This is a genomic window from Pelomonas dachongensis, assembly GCF_043555865.1.
Lineage (GTDB): Bacteria > Pseudomonadota > Gammaproteobacteria > Burkholderiales > Burkholderiaceae_C > Pelomonas > Pelomonas dachongensis.
This window is the reverse complement of the sequence record NZ_JBIGHY010000002.1, coordinates 412,788-431,059: the sequence shown is the minus strand read 5'-3', so window position 1 is coordinate 431,059 and position 18,272 is coordinate 412,788. Positions and strand designations below refer to the sequence as shown.

At 70.6% G+C, this 18,272-nt stretch carries 13 protein-coding genes; 6 read left to right on the top strand and 7 right to left on the bottom strand.

What is annotated here, in order from left to right; genetic code table 11:
- Positions 1-4: 4 nt before the first annotated feature.
- Entirely contained in the window at positions 5-1,198 is a 1,194-nt protein-coding gene (locus tag ACG02S_RS06550) for an efflux RND transporter periplasmic adaptor subunit (protein WP_394469636.1), read from the bottom strand.
- A gap of 406 nt (positions 1,199-1,604) precedes the next feature.
- Here ACG02S_RS06550 and ACG02S_RS06545 point away from each other — a divergent pair, with 406 nt between their 5' ends.
- The 3 genes from ACG02S_RS06545 to ACG02S_RS06535 all read left to right on the top strand — a co-directional run bounded on the left by ACG02S_RS06545 (position 1,605) and on the right by ACG02S_RS06535 (position 5,404).
- The gene (locus ACG02S_RS06545) at positions 1,605-2,408 is read left to right on the top strand and encodes a DUF4198 domain-containing protein (protein ID WP_394469635.1); all 804 of its coding nucleotides are present in this window, start codon (positions 1,605-1,607) and stop codon (positions 2,406-2,408) included.
- An 11-nt stretch (positions 2,409-2,419) separates the two neighbouring features.
- A complete protein-coding gene (locus ACG02S_RS06540) occupies positions 2,420-2,905 on the top strand; it encodes a CREC-EF hand family protein (RefSeq protein ID WP_394469634.1) in 486 nt (161 codons plus the stop codon).
- 111 nt (positions 2,906-3,016) lie between these two features.
- Entirely contained in the window at positions 3,017-5,404 is a 2,388-nt protein-coding gene (locus ACG02S_RS06535; RefSeq protein WP_394469633.1) for a TonB-dependent hemoglobin/transferrin/lactoferrin family receptor, read from the top strand.
- A gap of 17 nt (positions 5,405-5,421) precedes the next feature.
- Here ACG02S_RS06535 and ACG02S_RS06530 read toward each other — a convergent pair whose 3' ends face one another.
- Entirely contained in the window at positions 5,422-5,589 is a 168-nt protein-coding gene (locus tag ACG02S_RS06530; RefSeq protein WP_394469632.1) for a DUF1398 domain-containing protein, read from the bottom strand.
- 412 nt (positions 5,590-6,001) lie between these two features.
- Here ACG02S_RS06530 and ACG02S_RS06525 point away from each other — a divergent pair, with 412 nt between their 5' ends.
- The gene (locus ACG02S_RS06525; RefSeq protein WP_394469631.1) at positions 6,002-7,414 is read left to right on the top strand and encodes a DUF389 domain-containing protein; all 1,413 of its coding nucleotides are present in this window, start codon (positions 6,002-6,004) and stop codon (positions 7,412-7,414) included.
- A 69-nt stretch (positions 7,415-7,483) separates the two neighbouring features.
- Here the strand turns inward: ACG02S_RS06525 and ACG02S_RS06520 are convergent, their stop codons facing one another.
- Complete coding sequence (locus tag ACG02S_RS06520) at positions 7,484-8,854, bottom strand: alkaline phosphatase PhoX (RefSeq protein WP_394469630.1); 1,371 nt, start codon at positions 8,852-8,854, stop codon at positions 7,484-7,486.
- A gap of 192 nt (positions 8,855-9,046) precedes the next feature.
- Here ACG02S_RS06520 and ACG02S_RS06515 point away from each other — a divergent pair, with 192 nt between their 5' ends.
- Positions 9,047-10,513 (top strand): endonuclease, encoded by a 1,467-nt coding sequence (locus ACG02S_RS06515; RefSeq protein ID WP_394469629.1) that lies wholly within the window; start codon positions 9,047-9,049, stop codon positions 10,511-10,513.
- A 62-nt stretch (positions 10,514-10,575) separates the two neighbouring features.
- Positions 10,576-11,076 carry an endonuclease V gene (locus ACG02S_RS06510; protein WP_394469628.1) on the top strand — a complete coding sequence of 167 codons (501 nt, stop codon included), beginning with the start codon at positions 10,576-10,578 and terminating at the stop codon, positions 11,074-11,076.
- A gap of 156 nt (positions 11,077-11,232) precedes the next feature.
- Here the strand turns inward: ACG02S_RS06510 and ACG02S_RS06505 are convergent, their stop codons facing one another.
- Genes ACG02S_RS06505 through ACG02S_RS06490 form a run of 4 tightly spaced genes read right to left on the bottom strand, consistent with a single transcriptional unit; the run spans position 11,233 to position 17,741 of the window.
- Positions 11,233-13,035, bottom strand: coding sequence for an ABC transporter transmembrane domain-containing protein (locus ACG02S_RS06505; protein ID WP_394469627.1), 1,803 nt, complete (start codon positions 13,033-13,035; stop codon positions 11,233-11,235).
- Positions 13,032-14,171 carry a DegT/DnrJ/EryC1/StrS family aminotransferase gene (locus ACG02S_RS06500; RefSeq protein ID WP_394469626.1) on the bottom strand — a complete coding sequence of 380 codons (1,140 nt, stop codon included), beginning with the start codon at positions 14,169-14,171 and terminating at the stop codon, positions 13,032-13,034. Before ACG02S_RS06500 ends, ACG02S_RS06505 begins: the two co-directional genes overlap by 4 nt.
- Before the next feature lie 10 nt (positions 14,172-14,181).
- Complete coding sequence (locus ACG02S_RS06495) at positions 14,182-15,198, bottom strand: lipocalin-like domain-containing protein (protein ID WP_394469625.1); 1,017 nt, start codon at positions 15,196-15,198, stop codon at positions 14,182-14,184.
- A complete protein-coding gene (locus tag ACG02S_RS06490; protein WP_394469624.1) occupies positions 15,198-17,741 on the bottom strand; it encodes an ABC transporter permease in 2,544 nt (847 codons plus the stop codon). Before ACG02S_RS06490 ends, ACG02S_RS06495 begins: the two co-directional genes overlap by 1 nt.
- Between the last annotated feature and the right edge of the window lie 531 nt (positions 17,742-18,272).

Sequence of the window (18,272 nt, the reverse complement as noted above, 5' to 3'; positions counted from 1 at the left end):
CCGTTCAGCGTGCTGCCGAAGCGGCGGAGGCGGCCGGGGCCGCGGCTTGTACCGGCGCACCCGGGCGCAGGCGCTGCATGCCGTCGACGATGAGCTGGTCGCCCGCCGTCAGGCCCGAAGTCACCAGCCACTGGCCATTGATCACCGCCCCGGTCTGCAGCTGACGGGCCTCGGCCTTGCCATCCTTGACGACCATCGCGGTCGCATTGCCTTTGGCGTCGCGCGACACGGCCGCCTGTGGCGCCAGCAGCGCCTGTGCCTGCACGCCGCTCTGCACCACGGCGCGTACATACATGCCGGGCAGCAGCTGCCGCTTGGGGTTGGGGAACTGGGCGCGCAGCGTCACGCTGCCGCTGGCCGGGTCCACCTGCAGTTCGCTGAACTGCAGCTTGCCTTCCTGCGCGTAGGTCGTGCCGTCTTCAAGCACCAGCTTCACGCGCGCCTGCCCGGCGGCGTCGCGTTGCAACCGGCCTTCGGCCAGGTCGCGCTGCAGGCGCAGCAGCTCGGCGCTGGTCTGTGTCACGTCCACATAGATCGGGTCCAGCTGCTGCAGCGTGGCCATCGCGCCGGCCTGGTTGGCCGTAATCAGCGCGCCCGGCGTGACCGCCGAGCGGCCGATGCGGCCGGCGATGGGCGCGGTCACGCGCGTGCGGTCCAGGTCAATCTGTGCGGTGCGCACGGCCGCGGCGGCGGCGGCCACGTCGGCCTGGGCCTGCTTCAGCGCGGCCTGCGTGTCATCGCGCAGCTGCTTGCTGACGGCATCGATGCCGGCCAGCTCGTCGTAGCGGGCGGCCTTCAGCTTGGCGGTGTTGGCGGTGGCGTCTGCCTTGGCGAGCGACGCCTTGGCGCTGTCCAGTGCGGCCTGGTAGCTGGCGGGGTCGATCTGGTACAGCAACTGGCCGGCCTTCACATCGCTGCCTTCGGTGAAGGCGCGCGTCTTGACGATGCCCGTCACCTGTGGGCGCACCTCGGCATTCTGAAAGGCGACCGTGCGGCCGGCCAGCTCAGAAGTGAGTTCCACGCGCTGCGGCTGAAGGGTGACGACGCCGACCTTGGCGGCGGGCGGGGCGCCGGCCGGCGCTTGCGACGAGGCCTGTCCACAGGCGCTCAGCGTGAATGCGGCGAGAACGGCGACCGCGACGGTCAGCAGCGTGAACGCCGGCATGCCGAGCGAGGAGCGGGAGGGGAATTTGGGCATGGCGAACCTTGGAGGTCTTGACGGCTTCAGGCCACGCGTTCCCGGCGGGATCTTGCAGCTGTCAGCAGGTTTGTTTTACTGAATGATCGTTCATTCTATTTTTGATCGCCGGCAAAGCAAGCAATTTCTGAATGACCGTTCAGTGGCATGGGGGCATTGCCGAGGCATTCGTGACAAGTGCACGGCGTCGTGAGCAAGCCGGCCGCCGTCGAGTCGCCTCGTTCGCAGGACTGGAGGTGGGCGCAGGTGCGAAGGGGCGAGCACCGCCCGCGATTCGGCGTTGATTCGCCGGCGCATCCACATTTATTGAGAAGCATTCGCAACTGCGACTCGTTCGCATTTATAGTGATGCATTGCCATGCCCCTGGCGCCGTCGCTTTCCGATCAACCCTTCTCAAACACCACCATGTGCCTCTTCCGGCCCCACCCACTCTGCCTCTGGCTCGCCCCGCTGCTGCTCAGCGCAGGCGCCCACGCCCATTCGCCTTATCTCAAGCCCAATGCCTTCACGACCGCGGAGCAGCGCAAGCACGTGACGGTGGAGGCCTCGTTCGCCGAGGGCGACCTGCGCCCCGACGTGGCGATGAAATCCGATGCCTTCCACCTGATCGGCCCCGATGGCAAGAAGCTGCCGCTGACGCCGGCCGCCGTGCTGAGGGATGCCAGCTACCTGGAGGTGCCGCTGGCCGCCGGCGCCGGCACCTACCTGGTGTCGTCCGGCGTGCGCAAGGGCCGCCTGGCCAAGGCCGTGCTGCGCGGCGGCAAGGTGCATTTCGCCGAGCGCAAGGACGACGTGCTGCCCGGCGACCAGCCCATCGAGGTGCAGAGCCTCACGCGCGCCGACGTCTACGTCACGCACGGCAAGCCCAGCGCGCTGCCGGACCTCGACACCGAGGGGGTCGAGATCCATCCGGTCACCAAGCCCTACGACCTTTACGCCGGCGAGACCGTCACCGTGCGCGTGCGGGAACGCCGCCAGCCACTGGCCGGCGAGACGGTGACCGTCATCGCCGACGGCCAGAACTACGCGCGCGACAAGCAGGCCGAGCAGGACTTCAGCACCAACGCCGCCGGCGAGGTGATCTTCAGCCCCAAGTCCGCCGGCCTGTACCTGCTGCAGGTGCGTGTGCGCCGCGTGTCGCCCGACAACCCCGCGCTGTGGCTCAGCAACACTGCCACGCTCACGCTCGAAGTCCAGCCCCAGCCATGAAGCCCGCCCGCATGAAGCACCCACTCGTGGCGACCTTACTGACCCTGGCCGCACTGCCGGCCGTGGCCGCCTCGCACTCGTCCACCACCTTCCTCGCCGAGCAGGACCTGAACGGCGACGGCAAGGTCTCGCTGGCCGAATTCACGCTCGGCCGCCAGGTCGAGTTCGTGCGCATCGACTTCAACGCGGACGGCCAGCTCAGCGAGGCCGAGTACCTGGGCGAGTTCGAGGGCCGGCTGATGGCGCGCCTCAGCAAGACCGCCGACGCCGACAAACGCAAGGAAGAACTACAGCGCCAGATGCGCCAGGCCAAGGTCCGCTTCGGTGTGCTGGACGCAGACAAGAACGGCAGCATCAACCTCGAGGAGTTCCAGGCCGCGGGCCTGCGAATGTTCAAGCTGCACGACCGCAACGCGGACGGCATGGTGGACGAGGCTGACATCAAGCTGGCCGAGGACGAGCGCAAGGCCGGCAAGAAGGGCTTTGTTTCGCCCTGATCCTGCTCGGCATCCAGGCGCCCCAAGGCCGCCTGGGCGCGCCACCACTTTTCCAGCCAGCCATCGCGAACCTTGCGAAGCCAGCCAACGGGCCACTCCCCCAGGTTTCGCATGAACAAGAACATCCCTCCGCGCGCCGTCGGGCGCGCTTCCCGTGCCCCCCATGCCTCCCGCGGCGCAGTGATCGCGCAGGCTGCATGCCAGGCCTTGATCGCGCTGGCCGTGACCGGCGCCGCTGCGCAGGCGCAGACCGCCGACAAGAAGACCACCGCAGAACCCGACGCGCTGCCCGTCGTCCGCGTCAAAGCGGCGGCGGAACGCGCCGAAGCGGGCAGCCGTACCTTGCTGACTGAAGAGGAGGTGGCCCGCAACGGCGGCACCGGCATCGCCGACGTCATCCGCTACCAGCCGCTCGTCGAGGCGCCCGGCACCGCGACAGGCGCCACACGCGGCGCCAGCCGCTACGACCGCGGCGGCACCACCAACTACAACATCCGCGGCGTCGAGGGCAACCGCGTCGGGCTGGACGTGGACGGCATCGAGATGCCCGACGCCATCAGCCGCGCACCGCTGACCGCACGCTCCGAGGACGGCACCTTCGGCATGGGCCGCGACTTCATCGACCCCGACATGTACGCGTCGGTGGACATCCAGTCCGGCACCACCAACGCGCAGCGCTCGGCCGGCGGCATCGGCGGAGCGGTGAGCTTTCGCAGCAAGTCGCCGGAAGACTTCGTCAACGCCGGCAAGCCGTTCTACGCCGGCGCCAAGCTCGGTTACAGCGAGGCCAACCGCACCTGGAGCAAGGGCGCCACGCTGGCCGCGCAGAGCGGCGACCTGGGCCTGCTGCTCAGCTACACCCGCCGCGACGGCCAGCAGACCGAGAACCACAGCGACACCGTCCCCACCTACCCGGAAGACTGGTACTCCGACGCGCTGCTGCTGAAGGGCGTGCTGCGCGTGAACCCGGCGCACCGGCTGGAACTGGCCGCCGACCTGTACCGCAAGCGCAGCGACTCGGCCTTCGACGCCTGGGACACCAACGCTACAGCCATCACCGGCAGGTCGGTGCAGGACGCCAGAACCAAGCGCGACACCGTCTCGCTGGGCCACGCCTGGACGCCCGGCGCCGGCGGCTGGATCGACAAGCTCACCACGCGCATCTATGTGCAAGAGACCGACATGGACGACGTGACGAACACTGTCACGCTGGCCACCAACGCCGAGGTCCGCGAGGCCTCGCGCAACACCACGCAGCAGATCGGCTTTTCCACGCTGGCCGAGAAGCGCATCGCCAACCATGGCCTCAAGTTCGGCCTCAACCACTCGCGCACCGAAAACGAACATCCGTTCACGACCACCGACACCGGCCTGGGCGCGGTGGGGCAGCCGTTCCCCGACACGCTGACCGTGCGCACCGGCGTGTTCGCCGAGGACACGATCGACTTCCAGGTCGGCGGCAAGCGCCTGTCCGTGGTGCCGGGTCTGCGCGTGGACCGCGTGGACCCCAGCATCCGCAACACCGACCGCTTCGGCAGCACGCGCCTCACGCAGGCGGAGCTGGAGGCGATGTACGGCAACGCGCCGGCGACCACCATCGCGAGCCCCAGCCTGGCGCTGCTTTACGACGTGCAGCCCAGCCTGACCGCCTACGCGCAATGGAAGCGCAGCGGCCGCGCGCCCAGCAACAGCGAAATCTTCGGCTACTGGAACAGCGGCGGCGGCAGCTACGCGCTGCTGGGCAACCGTGCGCTGAAGGAAGAGACCAGCAACGCGTTCGACATCGGCCTCAAGGGCGCGCCCACGCCGGGCGTCACGTTCGCCGGATCGCTGTTCTACACGCAGTACGACGACTTCATCTCCTACACCCGCTTCACGCGCGCCAACAACCCCGAGAAGTTCGTCAATATCCAGCCCAGCCTGTCCATCCTGTACCAGGCCGAGAACCGCGACGAGGCCACCATCTACGGCGCCGAGCTGAGCCTGCGGCTGGACCACGGCACCTGGGCACCGGCCGTGAAGGGCCTGTACAGCACCTGGGCACTGGGCTATAGCAAGGGCAGCTCCAAGTCGTACTACGCGGGCGACAAGGACGTGGACCTCGACTCCGTGCAGCCTGCCAAGGCCGTCGCCGGCCTGGGCTATGAGGCGGTACAGCGCGCCTGGGGCCTGCACCTGACCGGCACCTTTGTGCGCGGCAAGCAGGCTACTGCCACGGCGCGCCAGTCCTTCAGCAACAACCCCGGCGCTCAGCTGCCCGATTCGACCGTCGTGCTGTACCGCGTACCCGGTTTTGCGCGGTTCGATGTGGCCGGCTACTGGCGCGTCAGCCCGCACCTGCGCCTGAACGCTGCCGTGCTGAACCTGGCCGACAAGCGCTACTGGAGCTATGCCAGCACCCGCAGCCTGCAGCCCGCGAACGCGCGTGATCGCCAGCAGATCGAGCTGTCCACCGCGCCCGGCCGCACGTTCGCGGTCAGCCTGAGCGCGGAGTTCTGACCGCCGATCGGCCGCCGTCAGTCGGGGAAGCGCTTCGCATGGATCTCGCCGCGGCGCCCCAGGTAGCTGACGTGTCTCCCCGCAATCCAGACCGTGTAGCCCACGCAGCCGGCCTGCTGCGTCAGCCGCTTGAAATCGGGGTACATCACCCGGCCCTGCTGCGCGCCGAGGACGGCCGCGCGCACCGCGGCGGCATCGAAAGTGTCGAAAATGTCGGCCTCGGCCGCTCGAAGGCCAGGTCCAGCGTGTCGCCGCCGGGCAGGCCGCAGGTGGCGCGCCCTGCTCGGTAGTCCACGTGGTACGACTCCACCGGCACGCGGGCCTGCCGGGGCACCAGCGCGCGGCCGGCGTCGGCCAGCGCCACTGCTTGATGCGCGTTGCGCCGGTTCCGCCATCCCGACGACGACCCGCCGCGCCGGCAGGCTTGGCCCATCATCCGCGAGACTACGCGCTGCGCTGACTGCCAGGGCACGTCGTGCCAAGCCCTGACGCGCGCGCCCGTCCCGCAGGGCCGCCGCCTGCAGTGGCTTTGCCATCAGATTCCTCACCCAGCCCCGGAGCCGTTGACCCACGATGCCTGCAAGCGAGCCTGATGCCATGCGCCCCCGCACCCCCGACGCCGACGCGGGCACCGAGCGCGACGTGCAGGTCGGCATTGCCGGCCTGTTCAACCTGCGCCGCGATCTGGACGATCCAGACAATATCGACGCCAACGTCCGCGCCGGCGTTGATGTGGCCGGCACCAACCTGTGGGTGCTGTTCTTCGCCATCCTTGTGGCATCGGTCGGCCTCAACGTCAACAGCACCGCAGTCATCATCGGCGCGATGCTGATCTCGCCATTGATGGGCCCCATTGTCGGCGTGGGCTACGGGCTGGCGGTGCAGGACATGCGGCTGATCCGCCGGGCGCTGCGCAACCTGCTGATCTTTGCCGTCATCAGCCTGTTGACCTCCACGCTCTATTTCACCGTCAGCCCGCTGCGCCAGGCCGGCACCGAGCTGTTGGCGCGCACCACGCCCAATCTGTGGGACGTGCTGATCGCCTTCTTCGGGGGCTCGGCCGGCATTTTGGCGTTGACGCGCAAGAGCATCTCCAACGTCGTTCCTGGCGTGGCGATCGCCACCGCGCTGATGCCACCGCTGTGTACCGTGGGCTTCGGCATCGCACTTGGCGACTGGGGCATGGCAGGCGGCGCTTTCTACCTTTTCGTCATCAACGGCGTCTTCATCGCCTTTTCGACCTTCGTCTTCGTCAAGCTCATCAAGCTGCCGCTGCGGGGCCAGGTGTCCGAACGCGCGCGCTGGAGCACCAGCCTGTTCACGACCTTGACCGTGCTCGGCGTCCTCGTGCCCAGCGCCTACCTGACGTGGCGATTCGTGCAGGTGCAGCGGTTTGTCGCCGCGGCCACGCAGGAGGTCGACGAGCTGGCCCGCGACGACCGCTTCCTGCTGCTGGATCGCGATATCGACCCCGACAAGCGCGCCATCCTGCTCACGCTGTCAGGCGAGCATCGCGAGGAGGGCGTCGCGCCGCGCATTGCCGGACGGCTGGCGGCGCAGGGCTTCGCGAACACCCAGGTCTCGGTGCGCTTCTCGGGCTCGGAGCGGGTCAACGTGACCAGCCTGAAACAGGAGCTGCGCCAGGACGTGCTGGTGCAGATCAGCCGCGAGGCCGACGAGCTGCGCAAGCGGGTGCAGGAGCTGCAAGCCGCCAACGACAAGCTGCGAAAGGCACAACCCGCGCATGCGCAACTGCTGGCGGAGGTGCGCGCGCAGCTGCCCCAGGCCACGCGCATCGTCGCCGCCAGCGGCGCGGAGCTGCCCCTGCGAGCCGCCCAGCCCGCCGCGTCGGCGTCAGCGCCGGCGCCGGCTGGCGCGGCGCAGGCCGTGCTGATGCTGCGCATCGAGACGCCCCGGCCGCTCCCGCGCGCTGAGCGGCAGCGCCTGGAGCGCTGGCTGGCGGTGCGCGAACCTGGCCACGCCGTCTTCGTGGACTACGGCACGCCGTGACGATCAACGCACCAGCGCCAGCAGCGGAGCAGTGACGCATCGCGGGCCGGTCGCGCGGCGGCCCTGCCGCTAGAAGGGCCCGCTGATCGCCACCGTGAACCCCGGCCGGTAGACATTGGCGAACAAGGTCTTTCCGTCCGCGCTGAAGCAGGTGCCGGCCCATTCGGCGCCGCGGAAATCGCCCTTTAGGGCCGGGAGCTTCTCCACCTCGCCGCCGGCCAGCTGCACGTTGTTGCGCACCAGCTCGAACAGGCCGGCCAGGCCGTCATGCCCGCCGTCGCGGCGCAGGCCGTACAGCCGCTGCACCGGCTGCTTGCTGTCCTCGCAGATGACGATCAGGTCGTTGCGCGGATGCAGGCACAGGTTGTCCGGGTAGTCGAACACGCTGGCGCCGGGCGACTCCGCGAACAGCTCCAGCTGCTGCTGGCTGGGGATGAAGCGCCACACCTGGCCCGCCTTCGCATCGCCGCCGTCGGTGCTGGTGAAGAAGATCTCGTCCCGCCCGGCATGCAAGCCCTCCAGCCGCGTGAACAGGCTGCCGCCGCGGGCGCGGCCCTGGTTCAGCACGCCGTTGTGGCCGTTGTCGCCCACGCCATCGGCGGGGTGCTCGATGTCCACCCAGTCGACATCCAGCTGCTGGCGCGCCTTCAGCCCCGTGCGCAGGTCCGACGCCTTGCGGGCACGCAGCATCTGCAGGCGGCCACCGGCCGCCAGGTCGCCTTTTCTCGCGGGCAGCAGGCGGTAGAAACCGGCCGGCTGTGCGTCTTCGGTCAGGTAGACGGTGCCGTCAGCATCCACCAGCGCGGCCTCGTGCTTGAATTGGCCCAGCGCCGCGAGCGCCCGCGCATTGGACACGCCATCGGCTGGCACCTCGAACACGAAGCCATGCGGCTTTTCCAGCTTGAACGGCTTGCCGCGCATCTGGCCGCTGTGGCCGGCCGGGGTGACGATCTCCTCGCACGACAGCCAGCTGCCCCAGGGTGTGGTGCCACCGGCGCAGTTCACCAACGTGCCGGACAGCGAGCCGCGCTGCTCCAGCAGCTGGCCCGCCGCGCGGTCGTAGCGCAGCGTCACGGTGCCGCCATCGCAGCCGACGTCGTAGTGGCTGCCGGCCGGGCCAAAGCCGCCGGCGGTGCCGAAGATCTCGTGGTTGCGCACCAGCGTGAACACCTCACCCTGTTGCTTGACGATGCCCATGCCGTCTGCCGCGCCCGGCACGGTGCCGCCGTTGGCCAGGGCCTCGCCCGCCCAGCCGAAGCTGCGGTAGCGGAAGCCAGCCGGCAGCATCAGCAGCGGCAGGCCCGTGGCCTCGTCGGCAACCGGCCGAAGCGGGCCGTAGCCGGCGGACGGGCGGCCTTGCTGGCGCCTCTGGGCGCTGGTGGAGAAGGCACTGGCCAGAGGGCTCAGCGCGAGGGCTTGGAGCAGGGGGCGGCGTTGCATGCGGGCAGTATGTCAGCGGGGCCGTGCTCCCACTCCCGCGACGAGGTGCTCCAGCGATGCGCGCACGGGCAGTGCATCCGCGCAAACCCGCTCAGTTCGGCTTCAGGCAAACCCGACTGTGGCGGCGCAGTCACCCATCGGTCATGTCGCATTGCTAGTCTGACGCCTCCGTAAAAACCGCGAGGTGGCGTGATGCGTCGTTGGTCCTGGATGGAAACGCTGGCGGCCGTGGCCGTGTTGGCGGCGGCCCCGGCCGCGCAGGCGCAGACCGCGCTGACCAAGGGCGTGGCCGTGACCGGCCTGTCCGGCGCAGCCGGCAGCACGCGCGACTACACGCTGGTGGTGCCGGCCGGTGCCACGCAGCTCGGCTTCACGCTCAGCGGCGGCACCGGCGACGCCGACCTCTACGTGCGCCGCGCCGCGCAGGCCACCAGCAGCACCAACGACTGCGAATCGGAGAGCGGCAGCAACGCCGAAAGCTGCAGCTTCGCCACGCCCACCGCCGCGACCTATCACGTGCGCGTGCAAGGCTACAGCGCCTACAGCGGCGCCAGCCTCGTCGGGAACTACACCGCCCCGGGCGGGGGCGGGGGCACGCCGACCACGGTGACGCTGCAGCCCGGCGTGCCCGTCACCGGCCAGGGCGCCGCGGCCGGCGCCTGGCTGCGCTACCGCATCGACGTGCCCGCGGGCGCCACCAATCTGACGGTGCGCACCACCGGCGGCACCGGCGCGGTGGACCTCTACGTGCGCGCCGGCGCCGAGCCCACGTCGACCGTTTTCGACTGCCGCCCGTTCGTCAACGGTAACGAGGAGACCTGCACCTTCGCCCAGCCGCAGGCCACCAGTTACCACGTCGGCCTGTACGGCTTCAAGGCCTTCTCGGGCGTCACGCTGACCGCGTCGTTCTCGCAGCCGCCGGCGGGCGGCGCCACCTGGCCCGGATTCAACGCCTACTACGTGCAGGCCATCGGCAAGACCGGCACGGCGCTGCGTGTCGCGTTGAACGAGGCCGCCGCGCGCGGCCACGTGCGCATGAGCTACTCGGCCGTGTGGGACGCGCTGAAATACACCGACGAAGACCCCGCCAACACCGCCAACGTGCTGCTGCTCTACACCGCCCGCTCGCAGGCCAAGACGGCCAACGCCGGAGCCAACTCCAGCGACCAGAACGCCTGGAACCGCGAGCACGTCTGGGCCAAGAGCCACGGCTTCCCGGACGAAGGCCAATGGGCGCACACCGACATCCACCACCTCCGCCCCGAAGACGTGTCCGTCAACAGCACGCGCGGCAACAAGGACTTCGACTGGGGCGGCAGCGCCATCGGCGAAGCACCGGGCAACCTGACCGACGCCGACAGCTTCGAGCCCCGCGCCGCCGTGAAAGGCGACGTGGCCCGCATGATGTTCTACATGGCCATCCGCTACGAGGGCGGCGACAGCACCGGCGTGGGCAACCTGGAGATCTCCGACACCGTGGGCACCAGCGGCAACCTGTTCGGCAAGCGCTGCACGCTGGTGGCATGGCACCGCGCCGACCCCGTCAGCGCCGACGAGATCCGCCGCCACGGCCGCATCGCCGAGCGGCAGGGCAACCGGAACCCGTTCGTGGACTATCCGGCGTGGGCGGAGGAGATGTTCGGGGCGGGGTGCCCTTGATGCCGGGGTGAGGGGCCGCCGCTGATCGCGATCAACGTGGGGATCGCGTCTCACAATCCCTCATGAAACTCGCCATCGCCGTTCACCTCGCCGACGCACAAGCGCAAGTCGCTGCCGTCTCCTTCGAAGCCTGGGATTCGCCGGAAGCGACGAAGAGCTACCTGACGCACATCGCCCAGGTCGAAAAGCGCACCGGCGGGGAGCCTGACCTGCGCGAGCTGACCTGCGTGATGCAGTTGCTGCGCGAGCACCGTCTGGCGCCCGAACTCATCGTCATCGACGGCTTCGTGCATCTGGATGCCGATGAAACCCCGGGCCTGGGCCAGCACCTGTTCCGGGCGCTCGGCGGCGTCACGCCGGTCATCGGCGTCGCCAAGACAGGCCGACCCGGCCTGTCGGCGCAGTTCGAGGTGCTGCGGGAAGAGGAGGCGAGGCCGATGACCGTTACCTGTGCGGGCGTGGACATCGGCGCGGCCAAGGCGCGGGTGCGGGCGATGCATGGGCGCAAGCGCGTGCCGACGCTGATGAAGTTAGTGGCGCGGCTGGCGAAAAACGGGGAGTGAAGTGGCCCGTGACGGCTGGAGCTGCAGGTGACGCGTGTCATTCGGGCGACCGGCGCTTTAGCTGAAACGTCAGCCGCAGGCCTCGTCGTTCATCGCCATGGCGCGCCAATGCACCGTCGAATTCGCGCCGACGATGACCTGGAACTCAGTACTACTCTAGGTGGGCCCTATCTCTTGCTCCAACCCAAACTGCATCGCCGCCAACTTCGCATACAGCCCCCCCCGCGCCACCAACTCGTCGTGCCGCCCGATATCCACGATGCGCCCCGCCTCCAGCACGACGATGCGGTCCGCCTTCTGGATGGTCGCCAGCCGGTGCGCGATGACCAGCGTCGTGCGGTGCTGCATGGCGGCTTCCAGCGCTGCCTGAACCACGCGCTCGCTCTCCGCGTCCAGCGCGCTCGTTGCCTCATCCAGCAAGAGCAGAGGCGGGTTCTTCAGCATGGCGCGGGCGATGCTGATGCGCTGGCGCTGGCCACCTGACAGGCGCACGCCGCGCTCGCCCAGGAAGCTGGCATAACCCTCGGGCAGCGCGCGGATGAAGTCGTCGGCGAACGCGGCCTTGGCAGCGGCCATCACTTCTTCGTCGGTCGCGTCCGGCCGGCCGTAGCGGATGTTCTCCATCGCGGTGGTCGAGAAGATGACGCTGTCTTGCGGCACCAGGCCGATGTTGGCGCGCAGGTCGGCGAGTTTGAGCTGCTGCGTGGGCACGCCGTTCAGGCGGATGACGCCGGACTGCGGGTCGTAGAAGCGCAGCAGCAGCTGGAACAGCGTGCTCTTGCCAGCGCCGCTGGGCCCCACCAACGCCACGGTCTCGCCGGGCTCGATGGTGAGCTGAACGCCGTCCATCGCGGAGGTCTGCGGGCGGGAGGGGTAGTGGAACTGCAGGTTGTCGAACTCCACGCGCGAGCCGCCGGTCGTTACGGGCAGAGGCTGGGGCGCCGGCGGGTCGGCAACGGGCGAACGGGCTTCCATCAGCTCGATGAGCCGCTCGGTAGCACCCGCAGCACGCAACACATCCCCCCACACTTCGGCCAGCACGGCCACGCTGCTGACCAGCAGCGTCACGTACACCACCGTCTGCCCGAGGTGGCCGGCGCTGATCTTGCCGGCGATGACGGCCTGGGTGCCTTGATACAAGCCCCACAGCATGGCGCCGAACACGGCGGTGATGATGAACGCCACCATGAAGCTGCGGATGCGCGTGCGCTTGCGAGCGGTGTCGAACGCGGCCTCGCTTGCGGCCGAGAAGCGCCGGGCCTCGGCACCTTCCTGCGTGTAGCTCTGCACCACGGTGACGGCGTTCAGCACCTCGGACGCGATGGCCGAGGTGTCGGCCACGCGGTCCTGGCTGGCGCGCGACAGCTTGCGAACGCGCCGGCCGAAGTACAGCGCCGGCGCCACGATGAGCACCAGCAGCCCCAGCACCTGGCCCATCACATACGGGTTGGTGACGACCAGCATCACCAGCGCGCCCACGCCCATCACCGAGTTGCGCAGGCCCATGGACAGGCTGGAGCCGACGACGGTCTGCACGACGGTGGTGTCGGTGGTGATGCGGCTGAGCACCTCGCCGGTCTGCGTGGTCTCGAAGAACTCGGGGCTCTGTCGCAGCACGTGGGTGTAGACGGCGTTGCGCAGGTCGGCCGTGACGCGCTCCCCCAGCCAGGTGACCATGTAGAAGCGCGAGGCCGAGAACAGGCCCAGCGCCGCTCCCACGGCAAACATGGCCAGGAAGTGCTCGCGCAGTGCCATCAGCCGCTCGCCGGCGTTGTCGGCGCCGAAACCGGCGTCGATGAGCCCGCGCAGTGCGATGGGGAAGGCGAGCGTGGCGAGCGCGGCGCACACCAGCGCCAGCAGCGCCAGCGCGATGCGGCCGCGGTAAGGGCGCAGGAAGGGGGCCAGGCCGCTCAGCGAGCGGGCGTGCTTGGAGGCCGGGCGTTCTGTCGTGGATGTCATTTCTTCAGGGATTGCGTCAGCACGTCGCAGGTGCTGGCCAGCATCGCGTCGTCAAGGTCCTGGTGGCACAGCAGCTGCAGCACATGGGTGCGCCAGCGTGCGCCGTGGTCGTCGTGGAAGTGAGGCACGCCGGGCCACACGCGGTCCCAGCGGAACACCGCGCAGCCGGCGGCGCGCAGTGCGGCGTAGACCGACTCGGGCTCGTCCACCCACAGCGGCATCACGTAGGGCGCCGCCTGGGCGGGCAGGGCGCCTAGCAGCGGCCGGGCGCCGGGCAGGTGCAGCGTGCGCTGGTACAGCGCCTCGAAATGCGCGCGGCGGCGCGCGACGATGCGCTGGCGCGGCAGCTTGAACAGGCGTTGCGCCAGCGCGGTGGGCGCCTGCCCGGCGCGGCTCAGGTCGCAGGTGGCCAGGTGCTCGGCCTCACTGAGCGCGCGCGGCGGCGCGGCGTGCGCGGGCGGGCGCGGCGCGCCGTTCTTCGCGCGGAAAAGTGCGCCCAGCGCGGTGTTCAGCCCGGTCAGCCGGCCGTGCTCGCTGCTGCGCTCCAGCGCGTTGACCCAGGCCTTGACCTGCTGCCTCGCGCCAGCGGGCTGCAGCGTCAGCGCTGGCAGCGGTCGGGCAGATGCCAGCAAGCCGGCTTCCGGCACCGGGAAGAACTTGGTGATGCTGGCCGTGGCCAGCTCACCCCAGTGGCCCACGGGTCGCTCGCCGGCCTGGCCGAAGAAGCTGTGCGCGCAATCCTCCACCAGCGCGATGCCCAGCCGGTCGCACCAGGCGCGCACGGCGGCCAGCGACCGAGGCAGGCCGAACAGCTGGGCCACGACGATGGCCTTCGCGCGCGGCGCGGGCGTGATGGCGTCCAGCGCCGGTAGGCCGTCCGGCCCCAACGGGTAGAACTGCACGTCGGCGCCGGCCTCGCGCAGCGGCGCCACCAGCGTGGGGCAGTGATAGCTGGGCGCCAGCACCGTGTCGCCCGGCTGCACGCCCAGTGCCCGGCAGGCCGCCAGCAGCGCGGCGCGGCCGCTGGTCAGCAGTTGCCGGTGGGGCAGGTCGTCGATGGCGGGCAGGCCGCTGTCGCGGTCGCCGCCGAGGTTGTCCCAGCCAAAGGTGGGGTGGGTGGGTTGGCGCGGGCTCATCGGGCGGCGATTAGACCAGCGGTGGCTTGCCGACGTACCCGGTCAGCTCCAGGTAGCCGGCACCGATCCGCCGGCCGCCGGCGTCCAGCAGCCAGGCCACGCCTTCCCAGTACACCAGCCCGCTGCTACGCCGCGCGTCGACTTCCTGCGCATCGAACGCCGCCGCCAGTCGCAGCTCGCCGGCCGGGCTCTTCAGCCGCCATTCCACGGGCCAGCGGCCGCCGGTGACGGGGCTGGTCCAGTGACGGATGGGCGTCATGTCGACCTCGTCGGCGCCGAAGCTGCGGTCGGGCTGGCCGGGCCTGCGTTGGCTGCCGCCGGCCCAGTCGCGGCTGCCGTCGGCGCGGCGCAGCTGGAACAGCGTCAGCGCGCCGCCGTCGTCGAGGTTGATGCCCAGCCAGTCCCAGCCGGCGGTGTTGCCCAGGTAGTTGTCGCTCCACTCGTGGTCCAGCCACGAGCGGCCGGCCAGCCGCAGCGCGCGGCCGTCCAGCGTCAGCGCTGCCTGCGTGGCGAGCTGGGGGCGCGAGTAATAATGGCTGAACTGGTCCGCGTCCGAGCCCTTGCGCGAGATGCCGGCGTCGCCCTGCTGCACCGGTGGCTCGGGCGTGGTGAGCTGCAGCTGCATCGCAAAGCCAGGTCCGTTGAATGCGGCGCGATAGCCGTCGGCGGTGCGCTTCAGCGTCCAGTCGCGCAGCTTGACGTCGCAGTCGCCCACCTGCGTCTGCGCCACGCCCGGCAGCGCGCGCAGCAGGCGCTGCGTGTGGCGCTGCTTTCTCGTCGACAGGTCGGACAGCGCCACATGGCCCAGCATCAGCTGCTTGGCAGCCAGGCCGCTGGGATGGTCGGCCGCCGCGGTGCCGGGCAGGCTGAAGAAGGTCAACTGGTAGCCCATGCGGTCGCCGAGGATGCCGGTGAGGTACCACCACTCGATGCCCCGTTGCGGATGCGCGCCGAAGTCGTGCGGGAACTTCAGCGCGGCGTGCGCGTGCAACGGCAGCGCGGCCAGCAGCAGGGCGCGGCGCTTCATCACGCGTCCTCCCGCACGGCGCGCACGGCATCGGCGCCCAGCGCCCGCCGCCCCGCCAGCAGCGACGCGCCCACGGCTGCCGCGAACGCCAGCCCCACCAGGACCGCCAGTCGCGAGGCGGGCAGGTGCATGTCCATGCTCCAGTGAAAGCTCTGCGGGTTGACGACGAACACCAGCACCGTCGACAGCCCCAGCCCCAGGCCCAGCCCGGCCATCGCGCCGGCGCCACCGGTCAGGCCGGCCTCGAGCACCAGCAGCTTCAGCAGCGCGCGGCGCGACACGCCCAGGTGGCGCAGCAGCCCGAACTCGCGCTTGCGCGCCAGCGCCTGCGCCGACTGGCTGGCGATGACGCCGAACAGCCCCACCGCCAGCGCCACGGCCTGCAGCCACACGGTGATGGCGAAGCTGCGGTCGAAGATCTGCAGCGACAGCGCGCGCAGCTCGCCCGCAGCGGCAAGCTCGATGTCGTCGCCGCCCAGCCGGCGCAGCGTGGCGCGGGCGGCGTCCAGCGTCAGGCCCGGGGCCAGTGTCAACGCCAGCTCGGTGGTGGCGGCGTCGCCACTGAGGCGGCGGTAGTCGGGCAGGTGCATCCAGACGGCAGTGTCCATGCGTGAATAATCGCGCCACACGCCCATCACCTGCAGGTCGACGGCGCGACCGCCGCTGTCTGGCAGCTCGGCGCGGAACACGTGGCCGGGTGTCAGGCCGTCGCGGTCGCGCGCGGCTTCGTTGACCCACACGGGCGTTGCCGTGGCCGGGCCCGGCCAGCGTGCCACCAGCGGCAGGCCGCCGGCGTCCAGCTCGCGGGCGGTCAGCGCCACCGGCTCGACACCTGGCGCCAGGCGCAGGCGCGTGGCGCGCTGCTGCGTGACGCGGGTGAAGTCGGGCGCTCGCGAAACGGCCGCGATCAGCGCGGGCTGCAGCGGTGCATGCAGCGCGCTGCGCAGGTAGAGGTCGGCGGGCAGTGCTTCGTCCAGCCACTGCTGCAGCGACTCGCGGAAGCTGCCGATCATGACCGTCATCGCCACTGCCAGCGCCAATGCCACCAGCACGCCGGCTAGCGAGCGGCGCGCCTCGCCGGCCTGGTCGCGGCTGCGTTCGCGGGCCAGCATCAGCAGCGCGCCCGCGGGCAGCCAGCCCATCAGCGCCGCCAGCCCGCGCACCAGCGCCGGCACCAGCGCCAGCCCGCCTAGCAGCAGGCACAGCATGGCCAGATAGGCGCCCACCGGCAGCCCGCCGGCCAGCGGCGGTACCCAGGCGAGCGCGGCGCCCGCGGCCAACAGTGCCAGGCCGGCCCATGCGGGCACGGCGCGGCCGGCCGGCAGGCCCAGGCCCTTCAACACCTGTGCCGGCGCGATGCGGCGCACGGTCAGTGCCGGCGCCAGCGCGGCCAGCAGCGTGGCAGCCAGCCCCAGCGCGGCGCAGGCGATGGCCGGTGCCAGCAGTGGCTGGTTGAACAGCAGCGCGCTGGAGTCGCTGCTGGCGCCGTGCAGGCCGAGGTCGCTGCCCATCAGCTGCAACGCCCCGGCGGCCAGGCCCAGGCCCAGCGCCAGGCCAAGCACGCTGCCGAGGGCGCCGATGACGGCGCCCTCCAGCAGGATCAACCGCCAGCGCATGCGCGCCGACACGCCCAGCACGCCCACCATCGCCCACTGCGGCAGCCGCTGCGCGGTGGCCAGCGACAGCACGGCGTAGACGAGGAAGCTGCCGGTGAACAGCGCCATCAGTGCCAGCAGTCCGAGGTTGACGCGGTAGGCGCGCGTCATGTCGGCCAGCCGTGCGCCCTCATCTGCAGGCGGCATGGCACGCCAGCGGGCGGGCAGCGTGCGCTGCCAGGCGGTGACGTCGGTGCCGCCGGCGAGCTGCACATCGATGCGGTCCAGCGCGCCCAGGCGGCCCAGCAGCGCCTGCGCGTCGGCGATGTCCAGCACGGCCAGCGGCGCATTGCCGGCGGCGATGCGCCCACCGACGGTGAAGGTCACGTCGCGCGGTGCGCCGCCGTGGGGCTGGGGCAGGCGCAGCGTCAGCGTGCTCTGGCCGGCGCGCAGCAGGCGGTGCGCTGCGGCGTTGAGGTGCAGGGTCTGCGCGCCCATCAGCAGGCCCAGGCCCTGCGGGCTGGCGGTGCCGTCCAGCTGCGGCACCAGCTCGGGCGCCAGTGGCCGCGCGCCGGCGGCTGAGGCCAGCAGCGCGAGCGGGTCCACGCCGATGAGCTGGAGCGACAACGCCGTGCCCTGTGGCGTCTCCTGCCCGGGCCACAGCGCGCGGCCTTCGATGACCGGATTGGCAGCGGCGACCTCGGGGCGGTTCAGCAGCTCGACGAGGTCGGCGTCGGTCAGCGGGCCGGTTGCGGCGCGGACGATCAGGTCAGGCTGGCCGTTGATGCCGCGTGCGGCGCGGGCGAACTCGGTCAGCGCGGCGCCATTGAGCAGTTGCACGCCGAACGCCAGGGCGACGCCCAGCATGACGGCGACAACGGCCAGCACGACACGACCGGGCTGGTCGCGCCAGGTGGGCCAGGTGAGGTGGCGCCAGAGTCTCAGCATGACGCTGCGCGTTGGTGCTTTGGCTTGACGCCACGGGCCAGCCGGAAGGTCGCCCCGGCGGGCGACCTACTTTGGCTTCGCCGCTCTTCGAGAACTGAGCGACCAGAAAGCAGGCAAAGAGTCGCCCCTGCTCCGTCGCCGCTCGCTGCGCTCGGGGTCCCCTGCGATGCTCGAACGCCGAGGCCCGCGCCGAACTCCCGCCGTTCGCTGCGCTCACTGCGGTCGGACAAGGGCGCGGAGCTAGTTCTTGAAGCGCGCTTCGCGCGCGCCTCGGCGTTCTGCGCTTCTCGGCTACTCCAAAGGGGGGTGATGGAACAGCCGCAACAGCCGCACCAGCCGGCAGCCTCGGGTCGGAGTCTCGATGCCACTCGCGCACGCCGGCTGGTGGTTGGTATTTTTCTTCGCCCCTTTAGCGCCGCCGAGGGACGGAAGATCTTGAGGGCGTGCGCGCAGCGCACTTCAAGAACTGACTCCGCAGGGTTGTTCGAGCAGAGCTTAGCGGCGCGAGTTCCGGGCGGGCCCCCAAGACCT